General features: G+C 67.8%; 14 protein-coding genes. 12 read left to right on the top strand and 2 right to left on the bottom strand.

What is annotated here, in order from left to right; translation table 11 throughout:
• Position 1: 1 nt before the first annotated feature.
• From ABFG95_RS03515 to ABFG95_RS03475, 9 genes are all read left to right on the top strand, one after another.
• Positions 2-1,318 (top strand): PqiA/YebS family transporter subunit, encoded by a 1,317-nt coding sequence (locus tag ABFG95_RS03515; RefSeq protein ID WP_049073106.1) that lies wholly within the window; start codon positions 2-4, stop codon positions 1,316-1,318.
• Between the two features lie 56 nt (positions 1,319-1,374).
• Complete coding sequence (locus ABFG95_RS03510; RefSeq protein WP_054415863.1) at positions 1,375-3,039, top strand: MlaD family protein; 1,665 nt, start codon at positions 1,375-1,377, stop codon at positions 3,037-3,039.
• A gap of 4 nt (positions 3,040-3,043) precedes the next feature.
• Complete coding sequence (locus ABFG95_RS03505) at positions 3,044-3,736, top strand: PqiC family protein (protein ID WP_348995462.1); 693 nt, start codon at positions 3,044-3,046, stop codon at positions 3,734-3,736.
• A 167-nt stretch (positions 3,737-3,903) separates the two neighbouring features.
• Positions 3,904-7,725 carry a trifunctional transcriptional regulator/proline dehydrogenase/L-glutamate gamma-semialdehyde dehydrogenase gene (gene putA, locus ABFG95_RS03500; protein ID WP_175204049.1) on the top strand — a complete coding sequence of 1,274 codons (3,822 nt, stop codon included), beginning with the start codon at positions 3,904-3,906 and terminating at the stop codon, positions 7,723-7,725.
• A gap of 187 nt (positions 7,726-7,912) precedes the next feature.
• The gene (locus ABFG95_RS03495; RefSeq protein WP_049073109.1) at positions 7,913-9,058 is read left to right on the top strand and encodes a branched-chain amino acid ABC transporter substrate-binding protein; all 1,146 of its coding nucleotides are present in this window, start codon (positions 7,913-7,915) and stop codon (positions 9,056-9,058) included.
• A 161-nt stretch (positions 9,059-9,219) separates the two neighbouring features.
• On the top strand, positions 9,220-10,149 hold the full coding sequence (locus ABFG95_RS03490) for a branched-chain amino acid ABC transporter permease (protein ID WP_049073110.1): 930 nt from the start codon (positions 9,220-9,222) through the stop codon (positions 10,147-10,149).
• Positions 10,146-11,234, top strand: a complete 1,089-nt coding sequence (locus ABFG95_RS03485) for an ABC transporter ATP-binding protein (RefSeq protein ID WP_054415860.1) — start codon at positions 10,146-10,148, stop codon at positions 11,232-11,234. The genes ABFG95_RS03490 and ABFG95_RS03485 overlap by 4 nt, the downstream gene beginning before the upstream one ends.
• Entirely contained in the window at positions 11,231-12,031 is an 801-nt protein-coding gene (locus ABFG95_RS03480; protein ID WP_006383977.1) for an ABC transporter ATP-binding protein, read from the top strand. The genes ABFG95_RS03485 and ABFG95_RS03480 overlap by 4 nt, the downstream gene beginning before the upstream one ends.
• Complete coding sequence (locus ABFG95_RS03475; RefSeq protein WP_054430083.1) at positions 12,028-12,765, top strand: ABC transporter ATP-binding protein; 738 nt, start codon at positions 12,028-12,030, stop codon at positions 12,763-12,765. Before ABFG95_RS03480 ends, ABFG95_RS03475 begins: the two co-directional genes overlap by 4 nt.
• A gap of 64 nt (positions 12,766-12,829) precedes the next feature.
• Here the strand turns inward: ABFG95_RS03475 and ABFG95_RS03470 are convergent, their stop codons facing one another.
• Together ABFG95_RS03470 and ABFG95_RS03465 are read right to left on the bottom strand one after the other, a co-directional pair.
• Positions 12,830-13,627, bottom strand: coding sequence for an alpha/beta hydrolase (locus ABFG95_RS03470; protein WP_336726114.1), 798 nt, complete (start codon positions 13,625-13,627; stop codon positions 12,830-12,832).
• Between the two features lie 149 nt (positions 13,628-13,776).
• Positions 13,777-15,060, bottom strand: coding sequence for an MFS transporter (locus ABFG95_RS03465; protein ID WP_059271470.1), 1,284 nt, complete (start codon positions 15,058-15,060; stop codon positions 13,777-13,779).
• Positions 15,061-15,192: 132 nt separating this feature from the next.
• On the opposite strand from ABFG95_RS03465, the gene ABFG95_RS03460 reads away from it, so the two are divergent.
• From ABFG95_RS03460 to ABFG95_RS03450, 3 genes are all read left to right on the top strand, one after another.
• On the top strand, positions 15,193-15,816 hold the full coding sequence (locus ABFG95_RS03460; RefSeq protein WP_100509206.1) for a TetR/AcrR family transcriptional regulator: 624 nt from the start codon (positions 15,193-15,195) through the stop codon (positions 15,814-15,816).
• A 178-nt stretch (positions 15,817-15,994) separates the two neighbouring features.
• A complete protein-coding gene (locus tag ABFG95_RS03455) occupies positions 15,995-16,216 on the top strand; it encodes a hypothetical protein (RefSeq protein ID WP_054415856.1) in 222 nt (73 codons plus the stop codon).
• 113 nt (positions 16,217-16,329) lie between these two features.
• Positions 16,330-17,247 carry a LysR family transcriptional regulator gene (locus ABFG95_RS03450; RefSeq protein ID WP_278991463.1) on the top strand — a complete coding sequence of 306 codons (918 nt, stop codon included), beginning with the start codon at positions 16,330-16,332 and terminating at the stop codon, positions 17,245-17,247.
• Positions 17,248-17,349: the final 102 nt, after the last annotated feature.

The following is a 17,349-nucleotide window of genomic DNA, read 5'->3' as shown; positions in this document are numbered from 1 at the left end:
CATGAGTAGCGCGGAGAGCCAGCCGCTGATCGAGTGCGAACACTGCGCAAGCATCTATCGCCGACATCCGCTCGAACCTGGCGAGACCGCCAATTGCGCCCGCTGCGGCACCATACTCTGGCGCTACAGCGGGCTTACTTTGTCCAATTGGCTGGCGCTCGCCATTTCCGCCCTGATCATCTTCGGCGTGGCCAACGCCTACCCGGTCGCCTCGATGTCGGTGCAGGGCATGGTGCAGCAGGCTTCGCTGCTGGATGCCATCGGCATCACCTGGCGCCAGGGGCATTACACCGTCGCCGTCATGACCGGGCTGGCGGGTTTCGTGCTGCCGCTGTTCCAGCTGGCGGTGCTGTTGTGGGTGCTGGGGCCCCTGTCGCGCGGCGCCGAGCCCGCGGGCTTTCGCGGCGCGATGCGACTGCTGGGCCTGTTGCGCCCGTGGTGCATGGTGCCGGTGTTCCTGCTGGGCGTGCTGGTGGCGGTGGTCAAGCTGGCCGGCATGGCGGCGGTATCGCCCGGCATCGGCCTGTTCGCCTTTGGCGTCCTTACGATTTTCCTGACCATGCTCGGCCGCCTGACGCCGCACGTGCTGTGGCGCTATGCCGAAAGCGACGGCGTGGTGCCGGTGCACGTGCCCGAGGCCGGTCCCGACGAGGTGTTGACGGGCTGCCATGTCTGCGGCCAGGTGCAGGCGGTGTCGCGCGCCGCCGATCCCGAGGAAGATCACCATTGCGTGCGCTGCCACGCGGTGGTCCATTACCGCAAGCCCGATCACCTGAACCGCACCTGGGCGCTGTTGCTGGCCGCCGTGGTGTTCTATATTCCCGCCAACGTGCTGCCGGTGATGAAAGTCAATTCGGTGCTGGGCGACAGCGCCCACACCATCCTGGGCGGCGTGGTGGAGCTGTGGGACATGGGGTCCTGGGACATCGCGCTGATCGTCTTCATTGCCAGCGTGGCGGTGCCGCTGACCAAATTGCTGGCGCTGATCCTGTTATTGTTGACCGAACAGTGGCGCAGCACCACCAACCTGCGCCCGCGTACCCGGCTGTACCAGATGGTCGAGTTCATCGGCCAGTGGTCGATGCTGGATGTGTTCGTGGTGATCCTGCTGGCCGCCCTGGCCGATTTCAAGGGCCTGATGGAAATCAGCGCCGGCGCGGGCGCGGCGGCGTTCGGCGTGGTCGTCATCCTGACCATGCTGTCGGCCATGAGCTTCGACCTGCGTCGCAGCTGGGACCTGGAAACGGAAAGTGAATTGGACGAACCGGAACCGCCGCGGCGCCGGCGCCCGGCGTCCGCCGGCGTGGAAGCGGGCTGAGCCCGGCGCCGCTGCGGCAGCCGCCAGGCGTTGTTCAAGAAGAAAAGGAAAAATCGATGTCCGACCAAGCACCTGGATCTGGTGAAGAGAAGTACGCGTCACCGACGATCTCGCGCAAGCGCAAGAGCCGGATTTCATGGATCTGGCTGGTGCCCGTCGTCGCGGCGCTGATGGGCCTGTCGCTGGTGGTGCGCACCTGGATGCAGGCCGGCCCTGACTTGTCGATCGAGTTCAACACGGCCGAGGGGCTGGAGGTCGGCAAGACCCAGCTGCGCTACAAGGACGTGAATGTCGGCACGGTCAGGTCGATCGGCTTCAACGCCGACCGCAGCAAGGTGGTGGTGCAGGCCGAGCTGTCCAAGGACGTGGCGGACCTGGCGCGCGAGGGCACCAATTTCTGGGTGGTGCGCCCGCGCCTGGACGTCAGCGGCGTGTCCGGCCTGGGCACCCTGTTGTCCGGCGCCTACATCGGCGTGGACGCGGTCGAGGGCAAGGACTCGTCCAAGAAGGCGACCAAGCTGCACTTCGTCGGCCTGGAAACCCCGCCCGCCGTGACGCACGACCGCGCCGGAAAACGCTTCAAGCTGAGGGCCACGGACCTGGGGTCGCTGGATATCGGGTCGCCGGTGTATTTCCGCCGCATCAACGTCGGCCGCGTGATCGGTTACGCACTGGACAAGACCGGCAATGCCGTCAACGTCGAGGTATTCGTCGACGCGCCCAACGACAAGTTCGTGACCAACGGCACCCGTTTCTGGAATGCCAGCGGCGTCGATTTCAGCGTCAACGCCGAGGGCCTGAAGGTGCGGACCCAATCGCTGGTGTCGATGGCCGTGGGCGGCGTGGCGTTCGAGCCGGTCTACAGCGCGCGTGACGCCAACACCCCGGCGGCGGCCGACACGCATTTCGAGCTGTATGCCACCGAAGCGGCCGCCAAGGCCAACCCCGACGGCGAAGCCTTCCCGATCCGCATGCGCTTCGACCAGTCGATCCGCGGCTTGGCGGTGGGCGCGGCGATCGATTTCTCGGGCATCACGCTGGGCAACGTCACGCAGATCAACATGGACTTCGATCCCGTCAGCAAGCGCTTCTTCGCGCTGGTGGACGCGACGCTGTATCCGGAACGCCTGGGCCGTGTCTACGACGAAGTGCGCGAACACGCCATCAAGGACGGCGACGAGGCCGGCGGGCGCCTGCTGGGCATCATGATCAAGCATGGCCTGCGCGCCCAGTTGCGCACCGCCAACCTGTTGACCGGCCAGTTGTACGTGGTGCTGGACGAGTTCCCCAACGTCAAGCCGGTGGAATTCAAGATGACCACGCCGGCGATGATCCCGACCGTGCCGGGCCAGCTCGATCAGCTGCAGCAGCAGGTCAGCAATATCGTCGCCAAGATCGACAAGATTCCGTTCGACAAGATCGGCGAGGACCTGCGCACCACGCTGGCCAGCACGTCCAAGCTGATGAACCGCCTGGACAAGCAGGTGGCGCCCGAGGCGCAAGGCGTGCTCAAGCAGGCGCGCGAGTCCATGGCCAGCCTCAACGCCCTGGTGGCGTCGGATGCGTCGTTGCCGGTCAATGCCGAGAAGGCCATGCAGGAACTGAGCCGCGCTGCCCGCTCGCTGCGCGCGTTGGCGGATTTCCTGCAGTCCAACCCCGAAGCGCTGTTGCGCGGCCGCGGCCAGGACCCGATTCCGGGCGCCGGCCCCGTCAGGAACTGAACCCATGACCCGACTCCGTTTCCGCCCCTTCCCGATCTCCCGACCCGGCCCGTTCGGGCGCGGCCTGGCGCTGTTGGCGCTGCCGCTGCTGCTGGCCGCCTGCGCCTCGTCGCCGCCCGTGCATTACTACACGCTGCAAGGGCCGGCGCCCCAGCCCCCGGCCGTGCCGCGCGCCGCCGCGCCGTTCCTGCTGGAAGTGCAGGGCGTCAATGTGGCGGCCCAGGCCGACCAGCCGCAATTGATGGTCCGCACCGGCGACGGCAGCGTGGCGGCGATGTATTCCGAGCGCTGGAGTTCGCCCTTGGGGGACGAGATCCGCGGTGCGCTGTCCGACGCGCTCAAGCACGACCTGGGCGCGCTGGACGTGCAGGTGGTCAAGCCCGCGCCCACCGCGCCGGTCTGGCGGGTGCAGACCGACGTGCAGCGGTTTGACCTGGTGTCCGGCAGCATGGCGCAACTGGACGCCACCTGGCGGGTGCGGCCGGTCAATCTCAAGGGCAACGGCCTGCTGTGCCGCAGCGTCGTCACCGAAACCGTGTCCGGGGCCGGCATCCCCGCGCTGGTCGCCGCGCAGCAGCGCGCGGTGGCGGCGCTGGCGGGCGCCATGGCGTCCGCCATCCGCGGGCAGACGCCCGATAGCAGCGGCGCGGTGCGGATGCTGGGCTGCTCGCCGCTGCCCGACGCCGACAAGTCATAAAAAGGGACGGGCAGGGCGCCAAAACCTGCCGCGATCTCAATCGGTTAACTCTAGGGTTAACCTTAATACAAACCCGGTTGCAACCTGACTAGCATACGGTCCTACCGATGCCGGGCCCCCCTGCGGGCCCGGTGTGACCTTTGCCATGCGACAGGAAGCAATCTCTTATGGCCAGCACCACCCTCGGCGTCAAGGTCGATGACGCGCTACGCGACCGCCTGAAGGCCGCCGCGCAAAAACTCAATTGCACGCCGCACTGGCTGCACAAGCAGGCGATCCTTGCCTACCTGGACAAGATCGAGCGCGGCCACCTGCCCGCCGAAATGTCCCACCTGGGCGGGGAAGAGGGGGGAGACGAAGAGAGCGGCGAGCAGCAAGCCGCCGCCACGCCGCCGTTCTACGAATTCGGCCAGGACGTGCAACCGCAATCGGTGCTGCGCGCCGCCATTACCGCCGCCTACCGCCGCCCCGAGCCGGAATGCGTGCCGCTGCTGCTGGGCCAGGCGCGCATGCCCAACCTGGAAAAAGTGCATGCGATGGCCACTGACCTGGTCAAGAAGCTGCGCGGCAAGCGCACCGGCGGCGGGGTGGAAGGGCTGATCCAGGAATTCTCGCTGTCGAGCCAGGAAGGCGTGGCGCTGATGTGCCTGGCCGAGGCGCTGCTGCGCATTCCCGACCGCGCCACGCGCGACGCGCTGATCCGCGACAAGGTCGCGCGCGGCGACTGGAAGTCGCACATGGGCGGCTCGCAATCGTTGTTCGTCAACGCCGCCACCTGGGGCCTGATGATCACCGGCAAGCTGGTGGCCGTGAGCAGCGAGCAGTCGCTGTCCAAGGCGCTGACGCGCCTGATTGGCAAGGGCGGCGAACCGCTGGTGCGCAAGGGCGTGAACATCGCCATGCGCATGATGGGCGAGCAGTTCGTGTCGGGCCAGACCATTTCCGAGGCGCTGGCCAACAACCGCAAGATGGAAAGCCGCGGCTTCCGCTATTCGTACGACATGCTGGGCGAAGCGGCTACCACGGCCGAGGACGCCGACCGCTATTACGCCTCGTACGAACAGGCCATCCACGCCATTGGCAAGGCCGCCGCCGGCCGCGGCATCTATGAAGGCCCCGGCATCTCCATCAAGCTGTCGGCGCTGCATCCGCGCTATTCGCGCGCCCAGCGCGAACGCGTCATGGCCGAGCTGCTGCCGCGCGTGAAGGCGCTGACCATCCTGGCGCGCAGCTACGACATCGGCCTGAACATCGATGCCGAGGAAGCCGACCGCCTGGAGATTTCGCTGGATCTGCTGGAGGCGCTGTGCTTCACGCCCGAGCTGGAGGGCTGGAACGGCATCGGCTTCGTCATCCAGGCCTACCAGAAGCGCGCGCCGTTCGTGATCGACTACGTGATCGACCTGGCCCGCCGCAGCCGCCACCGTGTGATGGTGCGCCTGGTCAAGGGCGCCTACTGGGACAGCGAGATCAAGCGCGCCCAGGTCGACGGCCTGGAGGGCTATCCGGTCTACACCCGCAAGGTCTACACCGACGTGGCCTACCTGGCCTGCGCCCGCAAGCTGCTGGGCGCGCCGGAAGCCGTGTACCCGCAGTTCGCCACCCACAACGCCTACACGCTGTCGGCGATCTACCAACTGGCCGGCCAGAACTACTACCCGGGCCAGTATGAATTCCAGTGCCTGCATGGCATGGGCGAGCCGCTGTACGACGAAGTGGTCGGACCGCTGGCGCAGGGCAAGCTGAACCGCCCCTGCCGCATCTACGCGCCGGTCGGCACGCACGAAACGCTGCTGGCCTACCTGGTGCGCCGCCTGCTGGAAAACGGCGCCAACACCTCGTTCGTCAACCTGATCGGCGACGAGAGCATCCCGGTCGAGACGCTGGTGGCCGATCCGGTCGAGGCCGCCTCGCGCATCGTGCCGCTGGGCGCGCCGCACGAGAAGATCCCGCTGCCGCGCGAGTTGTACGGCAGCGCGCAGCAGGGCGCGCGCGCCAACTCCGCCGGCCTGGACCTGAGCAACGAACATCGCCTGGGCTCGTTGTCGGCCGCGCTGCTGACCAGTGCCGCCACGCCCTGGCGCGCCGGTCCGATGCTGGGCGAAGGCGACGGCGCCTGGGACGCGGCGCGCGCCATCGAGGTGCGCAATCCCGCCAACCTGCGCGACGTGGTCGGCCATGTCATCGAAGCCAATGGCGAGGAAGCCGAGGCCGCCCTGCGCGCCGCCGCCAATGCCGCGCCCATCTGGCAATCGACCCCGGTGGCCGAGCGCGCGCAATGCCTGCGCCGCGCCGCGCAATTGCTGGAGGAGCAGATGCAGACCCTGCTGGGCCTGATCGTGCGCGAGGCCGGCAAGTCGCTGCCCAACGCCATCGCCGAAGTGCGCGAGGCGGTGGACTTCCTGCGTTACTACGCCGACCAGGCCGACCGCGAATTCAGCAACGACACCCATCGTCCGCTCGGGACGGTGCTGTGCATCAGCCCCTGGAATTTCCCGCTGGCCATTTTCACCGGCCAGGTCGCGGCCGCGCTGGCGGCCGGCAATACCGTGCTGGCCAAGCCCGCCGAGCAGACGCCGCTGATCGCGGCGCAGGCGGTGGCGATCCTGCGCGCCGCCGGCGTGCCGGCTGGCGCCGTCCAACTGCTGCCCGGCCGCGGCGAAACCGTGGGCGCGCAACTGGTGGCCAGCCCTGGCGTGCGCGGCGTGATGTTCACTGGCTCGACCGACGTGGCGCGCATCATCGCGCGCACGCTGGCCGACCGCCTGGACGACGACGGCCACACCATTCCGCTGATCGCCGAGACCGGCGGCCAGAACGCCATGGTGGTCGACTCGTCCGCGTTGGCCGAGCAAGTGGTGTTCGACGTCCTCAGCTCGGCCTTCGATTCGGCCGGCCAGCGCTGTTCCGCGCTGCGCGTGCTGTGCGTGCAGGAAGACAATGCCGATCACGTCCTGACCATGCTGCGCGGCGCCATGCGCGAGCTCAGCGTGGGCAATCCCGACCGCCTGTCGGTCGACGTCGGCCCGGTCATCGATACGGAGGCGCGCAACAATATCCAGCGCCACATCGATGCGATGCGCACGGCGGGCCACCGCGTGGACCAGGTGGAACTGAATGGCGAATGCCGCCACGGCACGTTCGTGGCGCCCACCATCATCGAGATCGACCACATCAGCGAACTGACCCGCGAGGTGTTCGGTCCGGTGCTGCACGTGGTGCGCTACGCCCGCGACGAACTGGACGGGCTGCTGGACGCCATCAACGGCACCGGCTATGGCCTGACCTTCGGCGTGCATACCCGCATCGACGAGACCATCGCCCACGTGACGGGACAGGTCCATGCCGGCAATGTCTACGTCAACCGCAACATCGTCGGCGCGGTGGTCGGCGTGCAGCCGTTCGGCGGCGAGTGCCTGTCGGGCACCGGTCCCAAGGCTGGCGGCCCGCTATATATGTACCGCCTGCTGGGCACGCGCCCGGAGGGGTTGCCGCCGGCGCTGGACGCGGCCGCGCCGTTGCCGCAGCGCATTGCATTGCCGGGCCCCACGGGCGAGACCAACACTTATATGGTCGAGCCGCGCGGCGCGGTCTACTGCGTGGCCGCCACCGAGGCCGGCGCGCGCGCGCAGTGGTCGGCGGCGCGGCTGACCGGCAACCACGCCTGGTTCGCGGACACGCCGGCGGCGCATGCGCTGCTGGCCACGCTGGATGCCGAGCAGCAGGGCCAGGCGGGCATCCTGGCGGATGCCGAGGTCGACCAGGCCGACTATCATGCGGTGCTGTTCGAGGGCGACGGCGACGCGTTGCGCGCCCTGAACCAACGCATCGCGCAGCGTCCTGGCGCGATCCTGGCGGTGCATGGATTGACGTCCGACGCCTTGGCGGCCGGCGCCGCGTATGTGCCGGAACGCCTGCTCACCGAACGTTCCATCAGCGTCAATACGGCCGCGGCCGGCGGCAATGCCAGCCTCATGACCATCGGTTGAACGTGACCGAGGGGTAACCCTTGGGAAACCAAGGGTTATCTCCAATATCTCGCGAGGTTGCACTGGAAGCAAAATCCGGTCGCACCTGAAGTTCGATTGTGGCAACCCGGCAATCGCACTCAAATAGATCACCTGGCCCAAAAGCCCAGGTATAACAAAGCCACATCCGACATACCGGAGGATTCCCATGAAGTTTCGCACCACTTTGAAGCTTGTCGCCGCCAGCATCGCCGCCGTCGGCATGGCCGCCGCCGCGCAGGCCGCCGACGTCAAGTTCGGCTTTGCCGCGCCCCTGACCGGTCCCCAGTCGCACTACGGCGAGGACATGCAGAACGGCCTGAACCTGGCCCTGGAAGAAGCCAACAAGAAGGGCATCAAGGTCGACGGCCAGCCCGCCAAGTTCGTGCTGGTGTCGCGCGATGACCAGGCCGATCCGCGCGTCGGCGTGCAGGTGGCGCAGCAACTGGTCGACGAGAACGTCGTCGGCATCCTGGGCCACTTCAACTCCGGCACCACGATCCCCGCCTCGCGCGTCTACCACGAAGCCGGCCTGCCGCAGATCGCCATGGCCACGTCGCCCGAGTACACCAAGCAGGGCTACGAAACCACCTTCCGCATGATGACCAGCGACACCCAGCAGGGCGCCGCGGTCGGCAAGTTCATGGTGCAGAGCCTGAAGGCCAAGAAGGTCGCCATCATCGATGACCGCACCGCCTACGGCCAGGGCCTGGCCGACGAGGTCGAGAAGGCCGTCAAGGCCGCTGGCGGCCAGGTGGTGCGCCGCGAGTACACGACCGACAAGGCCAACGACTTCACGGCCATCCTGACCAACATCAAGGGCTCGGCGCCCGACGCCATCTTCTACGGCGGCCTGGACGCGCAGTCCGGCCCGATGAAGCGCCAGTTGGCCACGTTGGGCCTGAAGTCGCCGCTGGTTTCGGGCGAAATGACCCGCAGCGACACCTTCATCAAGCTGGCCGGCGACGCCGCCGACGGCACCTTTGCCTCGCTGGCCGGTGTGCCGCTGGACAAGATGGCCGCGGGCAAGGACTTCGAAAAGCGCTACCAAGAGCGCTTCAAGAAGGCCCCCGGCGTCTACGCGCCCTACGCCTATGATGGCGCCTGGAACATGATCGCGGCGATCGAAGCGGCCGGCTCGGCCAAGCCCGAGAAGTACCTGCCGGAACTGGCCAAGCTGAACCGCAAGGGCGCGACCAGCGAGCACATCGCCTACGACAAGAACGGCGACCTGAAGGAAATCTCCGTCACCATCTACGAAGTCAAGAATGGCAAGTGGGAGATGGTTGAAACGATGGTCAGCCAGGCCAACTAAGGCCGCCTGACCCGGCCAGGACGCGGCGCCGCCGCGCCTGGCCAACTTGATTGACCCCGCGCGCGCCGCCCGGCGCGGCGGCGATTTGCGCGAAGGCGGCCCCCGGGCCGCGCCGCATCCGATCCTCGCGCGATTTTTCCAGGCTTATTTCCACGGCCCCTATGGATATCTTCATTCAACAACTGATTAACGGCGTCACGCTAGGCAGCGTGTACGCCCTGGTCGCCCTTGGCTACACCATGGTGTACGGCATCATCGGGCTGATCAACTTCGCGCATGGCGACGTCGTCATGATCGGCGCGATGGCGGCCACCACGATCGCCATCTCGCTGGTCGGCGGCGACCCGTCCGCGTCCGCCTTCATGGTGCTGGGCCTGGGCCTGCTGGTGTCCGTGCCGCTGTGCATGGCCGTGGGCTGGACCGCCGAGCGCGTGGCCTACCGGCCGCTGCGCCGCGCGCCGCGCCTGGCCGCCCTGATCACCGCCATCGGCGTGTCGATCATCCTGCAGAACGTGGCGATGATGGGCTGGGGCCGCAACTACCTGAACTTCCCGCAGGTGCTGTCGCCGCGGGTGTTCGAGATCTTCGGCGCGCGCATGAGCACGCTGCAGATTGCCATCGTCGCGATCGCCGCGCTCATCATGGGCGGGCTGCTGGCCGTGGTGCACAAGACGCGCCTGGGCACCGCCATGCGCGCCACCGCGCAGAACCGCGAGGTGGCCGGCCTGATGGGCGTGAACATCAACACCGTGATCTCGGCGGCGTTCCTGATCGGCTCGGCGCTGGCCGCCGTGGCCGGCATGATGGTTGCCACCTACTACGGCGTGTCGCAATACACCATGGGCTTCATGCTGGGCCTGAAGGCCTTCACGGCCGCGGTGCTGGGTGGTATCGGCAACCTGGTCGGCGCCATGGCGGGCGGCCTGCTGCTGGGTATCATCGAATCGCTGGGCGCCGGCTACATCGGCGACCTGACCGGCGGCTTCCTGGGCAGCCACTACCAGGACGTGTTCGCGTTCTTCGTGCTGGTGCTGGTGCTGATTTTCCGTCCGTCCGGCCTGCTGGGCGAGCGTGTGGGGGACCGCGCATGAGCACCACCCTGAAACACAGCGGGCTGTCGACCCGCAACCTGATCGGCATCGCGCTGATCGGCATCGTGCTGGCGGTGCTGCCGTTCGTGATCGGCATGGCCGGCCAGAGCTGGGTCCGCATCCTGAACTTCGCGCTGCTGTACGTGATGCTGTCGCTGGGCCTGAACATCGTGGTGGGCTTCGCTGGCCTGCTGGACCTGGGCTACATCGCGTTCTACGCGGTGGGCGCCTACACCTGGGCGCTGCTGGCCTCGCCACACTTCGGGCTGCATCTGCCGTTCTGGGCGATCCTGCCGATCGCGCTGGCGGTGGCGTGCCTGTTCGGCGTGCTGCTGGGGGCGCCGACGCTCAAGTTGCGCGGCGACTACCTGGCCATCGTGACGCTGGGCTTCGGCGAGATCATCCGCATCTTCCTGAACAACCTGAACGCGCCGGTCAACATCACCAACGGCCCGCAGGGCATCAACCGCATCGATACCTTCAAGGTGGGCGAGTTCGCCTTTGGCCGCACCGAGAGCCTGCTGGGCCTTCGCGTGACCGGGCCGGAGAAGTACTACTACCTGCTGCTGGCGCTGACGCTGATCATCATCCTGGTGTGCGTGCGGCTGCAGAACTCGCGCATCGGCCGCGCCTGGGAAGCCATCCGCGAAGACGAGATCGCCGCCAAGGCCATGGGCATCAACACCCGCAACATCAAGCTGCTGGCCTTCGCCATGGGCGCCTCGTTCGGCGGCGTGGCGGGCGCGCTGTTCGCGTCGATGCAGGGCTTCGTCAGCCCCGAGAGCTTCTCGCTGATGGAATCGATCTCGATCCTGTGCATGGTGGTGCTGGGCGGCATGGGCCACATCCCGGGCGTGATCCTGGGCGCGCTGATCCTGGCCGCGCTGCCGGAATTCCTGCGCGCGGTGGTCGAGCCGGTGCAGCAGATGGTGTTCGGCGCGGTGGTGCTGGATCCCGAGGGCATCCGCATGCTGTTGTTCGGCCTGGCGATGGTGTGCGTGATGCTGTTCCGTCCCGCCGGCCTGTGGCCGTCGGCCGTGCGCAAGCGCGAACTGGCCACCAAGACCCAGGGAGGCGCGGCATGAGCAAACTGCTGCAAGCCCAGGGACTGGGCAAACGCTTCGGCGGCCTGCAGGCCTTGTCGGACGTCAGTTTCGACATCGAGCAGGGCGAGATCTACGGCCTGATCGGCCCCAACGGCGCCGGCAAGACCACGCTGTTCAACGTGCTCACGGGCCTCTACATCCCGGAAGACGGCAGCTGCACCTTCAACGGCGCCTCGATGTCGGGCAAGAAGCCGCACGAGGTGGCGCACGCGGGCCTGGCGCGCACTTTCCAGAACATCCGCCTGTTCGCCAACCTGAGCGCGATCGAGAACGTCATGATCGGCCGCCACATGCGCACCCGCGCCGGCGTGCTGGGCGCGGTGTTCCGCACCCGCGGCACCCGCGCCGAGGAGGCCGCCATCGAGGCCCGCGCCCAGGAGCTGCTGGACTACGTCGGCATCGGCCACCGCGCCAACGACGTGGCGCGTTCGCTGCCCTACGGCGACCAGCGCCGCCTGGAAATCGCGCGCGCCTTGGCCACCGATCCCAAGCTGCTGGCGCTGGACGAGCCGGCCGCCGGCATGAACGCCTCGGAAACCGTGGTGCTGCGCAAGCTGATCGAGAAGATCCGCGACGACGGCGTCACGGTGCTGCTGATCGAGCACGACATGAAGCTGGTCATGGGCCTGTGCGATCGCGTGCTGGTGCTGGAATACGGCAAGGTGCTGGCCATGGGCAAACCCGCCCAGGTGCAGCGCGACCCCAAGGTCATTGAGGCGTATCTGGGCGCGGGCGCCGCCCAGGATCCGCTGATTCATCAGGAGCGCCCGGCATGACGACGGCAAGCAAACCCCTACTGGAACTGCGCGGCCTGCAGGTCGCCTACGGCGGCATTCGCGCGGTGCGCGGCATCGACCTGCGCGTGGACGAAGGCGAACTGGTGTGCCTGATCGGCGCCAACGGCGCCGGCAAGAGCACGACCCTGCGCGCCATCTGCGGCCTGGTGCCGCTGGCCGGCGGCGAAGTGGTCTACGGCGGCCAGTCCATCGGCGGCCAGAAGTCGCACGAGCTGGTGCGCCAGGGCCTGGTGATGGTGCCCGAGGGCCGTGGCATCTTCGGCCAGCTCACCATCGAGGAAAACCTGGCGATGGGCGCCTACATCCGGCGCGACGCCGCGCAGGTGCGGCAGGACACCGACCGCGTGTTCACGCTGTTCCCGCGCCTGGCCGAGCGCCGCAAGCAGGCGGCCGGCACGCTGTCGGGCGGCGAGCAGCAGATGGTGGCCATGGGCCGCGCGATGATCGCGCGTCCGAAGCTGCTGTTGCTGGACGAACCCTCGATGGGACTGGCGCCGCTGATGGTCGAGAAGGTCTTTGAAGTGGTGCGCACCATCGCCAGCGAAGGCGTGACGATCCTCTTGATCGAGCAGAACGCCCGCCTGGCGCTGGAGAACAGCCATCGCGGCTACGTGATGGAGTCCGGCGAGATCACCCTGTCGGGGCCGGCGCGCGACATGCTGCACGACCCCAAGGTGCGCGCCGCGTACCTGGGGGAAGTGGAAGAGGCGTAGGCCCGTCCATTTGCCGCAATGAAAAAAGCCCGGCCATGCCGGGCTTTTTTCATGCGCGTCGGGCTCAGCCGGTCTGGCGCTTGAGGAAGCCCTCGATCAGGGCGGCGAAGGCGGGCGGGCGCTCCTGCATCGGGTAATGGCCGCAATGCGCAATGACGTGCAGCGTCGCGTTGGGATGCCAGGCCAGGAAGCTGCCTTGCATCGCTTGCGCGTCGATTCCCGGGTCTCGATCGCCGACTACGACCAGGAACGGTGTCTCGATTCCACGCACGGCGTCGACGAAGTCCGCCGTCACCAGCATGTCGAGGTACTTGCGCCGGCAGGCGGGCGCCACGGTCGCGCGGTTGTGGCGGACCTTGGCGTCGGCCCAGCCGTCGGACAGGCCGCTGGAGACATGCCGGAACAGCCGCCGCAAGGCCTCGTCGTCCTCGGTCGTGCTGGCGAAGAACGCCAGGGCCTCCGGCCCCAGGCGGTTGCCGGCGGCGGAGACGGGGCACACCGCGATGGCGCTGGCGATGCGTGACGGCGCGTCCGCCGCCAGGCGTTGCGTGATCATGCCGGTCATCGAATGGCCGACGATGTGGAACCGCCGCCAGCCGAGCCGGTCGGCGAGCGCGAGGCAGTCAGCGGCGATTTCCTCGACCGTGCAGGCGCCGGTCAGCGCGATGGATTGGCCGTAGCCGCGCAGGTCGGCGAACACGTAGGTGAAGGCCTGGCCGTCGAGCCAGGGCATGACGGCATCGTAGCTGCCGTGGTCGCCGAGCCAGTCGTGCAGGACCAGCACGGGGATCGGGCCGTGGCCCAGGCGCGCATAGCCGAGACCGGCCGGCGAGCCGGGATGGATTTCAAGGGACGTCTTCATTCCAGGTTTCCTTGTGTGAGGGGAACGAAAACGAAACGCCCTCCCGGCGGACCGGGAGGGCGTTTTCAAAGCGCCGCCATCCTATCAAATCGGCGGCGCGGGCGTCAACGGGGCGGCGTCGCCGCCGGCGCGCTGGCGGGAAGGCCGGCTCAGGCCGGCAGCGGCACGGCCCGCTCGCGGCCGATCAGCAGCGCGATGATGGCGGCGATCAGGCCGGTGGCGCCGGCCGCGACGAAGGCCATCAGGTAGCTGCCTTGCGACTGGCGCACCACGCCCGCCATCCAGGCCGCGCTGGCCGCGCCCAGCTGGTGGCCGGCGACGATCCAGCCGAACACGATGGGCGCCTCGCGGTCGCCGAAGGCTTCGGTGGCCAGGCGCAGCGTGGGCGGCACGGTGGCGATCCAGTCCAGGCCGAAGAACACCGCGAAGATCGCCAGGCTGTAGAACGAGAAGTCGGAATAGGGCAGGTAGATCAGCGCCAAGCCGCGCAGTCCGTAATAGACGAACAGCAGCTTGCGCGGATCGTAGCGGTCGGTCAGCCAGCCGGAGGCGGTGGTGCCGAACAGGTCGAAGATGCCCATGATCGCCAGCAGGCCGGCCGCCTGCACTTCGGGCATGCCATGGTCGCCGCAGAGCGCGATCAGGTGCGTGCCGACCAGGCCGTTGGTGGTGAAACCGCAGATGAAGAAGGTGGCGAACAGGAACCAGAAGGTGCGGGTCTTGGCGGCGCGGCCCAGGGCGCCGAAGGTGGCGGCGATCATGCCGGTGCGCGGCGCGACGGGCGCGGGCGGCGCATGCGGATCGCTGCCGAACGGCACCAGGCCGACGCTGGCGGGGCGGTCGGGCACCAGCCACCAGGCCAGCGGCACCAGCGCGGCGGCGGCGCCGGCCACGGTCCACACCACCCGGGTCCAGTCGCCCGACGACGCCAGCGCCGCCAGCAGCGGCAGGAAGATCAGCGTGCCGGTGGCGGTGCTGGCCGTCAGCAGGCCCATCATCAGGCCGCGATGCTTGCTGAACCAGCGGTTGACCACGGTCGCGCCCATGACCACGGCGACCGCGCCCGAGCCGATGCCCGAGAACACGCCCCACGTCATCAGCAGGTGCCACGGCTGGGTCATATAGGCGCTGATGGCGCTGGAGGCGGCCATCAACGACAGGGCGGCGATCAGCACGCGGCGCAGGCCGAAGCGTTCCATGGCGGCCGCGGCGAACGGCCCCACCAGGCCATATAGGAAGATGCCGACGGCGGCGGCGAACGAGGTGGTGCCGCGGTTCCAGCCGAAGCTTTCCTCCAGCGGCACCAGCAGCACGCTGGGCGAGGAGCGCAGGCCGGCCGATACCAGCAGGGCCAGGAACACGACCGCGACCACGACGAATGCGTACTTCTGGCCGGCGCGGCGGAAAGGGATGGGGGGTTGGGCTATACTCATGTTACTGACCGGTACGTAATTTGGTTTGCGAATAGTACGTACCGGTTAGTAACATCGTCAAGAGGTATTTTTGACGTCCCTGTTTTCAGGGCGGCCGGCCTTGCCGGCCGGTCTCAGTGAGGAGTTCCAGTCATGGCCAGCAAATCCCCGGAGGGTGGCAAGACCGCCGCCGCCGATACGCCCGCGAAGCCGCTCCTGGCGGCCGATCGCATCCGCAAGACGGCGCGCGAGATGTTCTACCGCGACGGCATCCGGGCGGTGGGCGTGGACGCCATCGTCAACCAGGCCGGGGTCACCAAGCCCAGCCTGTACCGCAGCTTTTCGTCCAAGGACGAACTGGCCGCGGTCTACCTGCGCGACTACGACGCCGAGTTCTGGGGGCGCTTCAACGCCGCCTGCGACGCGCATCCGGGCGATCCCCAGGCGGGGTTGCGGGCCTATCTGTCGGGCCTGAGCGTGCGGGCGGTGCAGAACGGCTATCGCGGCTGCGGCTTGACCAATGCCGCGGTGGAATATCCCGAGGCCGGCCATCCGGCCCGCGTGGTCGCGGTCGAGCACAAGGTGGAGCTGCGCCGGCGCCTGGCCGCCATGGCCGCCGAGATGGGCGCGCCCGATCCCGCCAAGCTGGGGGATGGGTTGTTGCTGCTGATCGAGGGCGCCTTCGTCTCCAGCCAGTTGTTCGGCGAGGGCGGTCCGGCCGCCCGGGTGGCCGACATGGCCGACCTGCTGATTGACGCACATCTGGGGCGGCGATAGGTTTTTGCACTGCACAATACTGGTGCCTGATGTGGTGCCGGATGCACCGTTGTGGTGGTGTTTGTACCCATTCCGCAACGGCAAAAATAATGCTAGGCGTTTTTATTGCAACGCAGCATGCGCGGATCTAAGATGGACTCGTGCTGTTCCCCCATCGCGCTTTCTCAAGGAGAGAATCATGAGCGATACCGCGTTGAAAAATGCCCGCATGTCGGATGCGCTGGAGCGGTCCCTGATCCGCGAGGCCATCAAGGCGGAAACCCTGTCCGGCCCGTTCTCGCGCATGGGCTGGCGTCGGCTGAAGCTGCGCCTGCGCCGGTTCGGCGGCGCTGTTGGCGAGGTGCTGCACGACATGGACGCCGGCCGCCGCCAGCATCCTGTGATTTCCGCCCACCGCTGAACCCGGGCCATGCGCCAGAAAAAAACGCCAGCGATTGCTGGCGTTTTTCATTGATGCGGGCATCATGGGATCCTGCCCTATGATTGCGTCTTGATCATTCATCGGGAGCCGTCATGGCGCGTCCGGATCTCAACCTGCTGTTGGCGTTGGATGCGTTGCTGGATGAGGGCAGTGTCATTGGCGCGGCGCGCCGCATGAACCTGAGCCCGCCGGCCATGAGCCGCACGCTGGGCCGCATCCGCGAAGCCCTGGGCGATCCGGTGTTCGTGCAGGTGGGCCGAAAGCTCATGCCAACGCCCAAGGCGCTCGCGCTGCGCGAGCAGGTGCGCGCGGCGCTCGATCAGGCCACCCAGGTGTTCGCGGCCGGCGCCGCGATCGACCTCAAATCCCTCGACCGGCGTTTCAACGTCCGCGCCACCGACGAGTTCGTCAGCGTTCATCTGGGGCAGCTGCTGGACGCCATGGCGACCGAGATGCCGCGCGCCACGTTGCGCTTTTCGCCGGAAGAGGACGACGTCGATGACGAAGCGCTGCGCAGCGGCCGCATCGATCTGTTCATCAGCGGGTCGCGCAAGCTTGGCCCGGAGATCCGCGTGCAGGCGCTGTTCACCACCACTTTTGTTGGCGTCGCCCGCGAGCATCACCCGATTTTCGACGATGAGATCACGCCCGAGCGCCTGACCCGTTGGGAGCACATCAACGTGTCGCGGCGCGGCAAGTCCGCGGCGCCGATCGACACCGCCCTGGAGGCGAACGGCCTGCGCCGTCATGTGGCCCTGGTCGTGTCGAGCCCCTACACGGCGCTGTTCGCGCTGCAGGATTCGGATCTGCTGCTGCCCTTGCCCCGCCACCTTGCCAGCGGCGCGCTTGCCGCGGGCCTGCGCATCCGCCTGTTCGACCTGCCGATGCCCTTGGAAACCGCGCTGTTGACGCAGGCCTGGCACCCGCGCCAGGAAGGCGACCCCGCGCATCAGTGGTTGCGGCAGACGATCCACGCCCTGTGCCGCGGCGAGGCGCGGCAGGGGCGCTGACCTCTCACTGCGGGGGCGGGCGGCGCGCGTCGATAAGTGTGCCGAACGCAATCGTGGCCGTGCGATAAATTCACTTTTCCGCATGCATGGCGGTCTCTAAAG

The sequence above is a fragment of the Achromobacter sp. HNDS-1 genome, assembly GCF_040084795.1.
Classification (GTDB): domain Bacteria; phylum Pseudomonadota; class Gammaproteobacteria; order Burkholderiales; family Burkholderiaceae_B; genus Achromobacter; species Achromobacter ruhlandii.
This window is presented reverse-complemented; position numbering and strand designations above follow the sequence as displayed.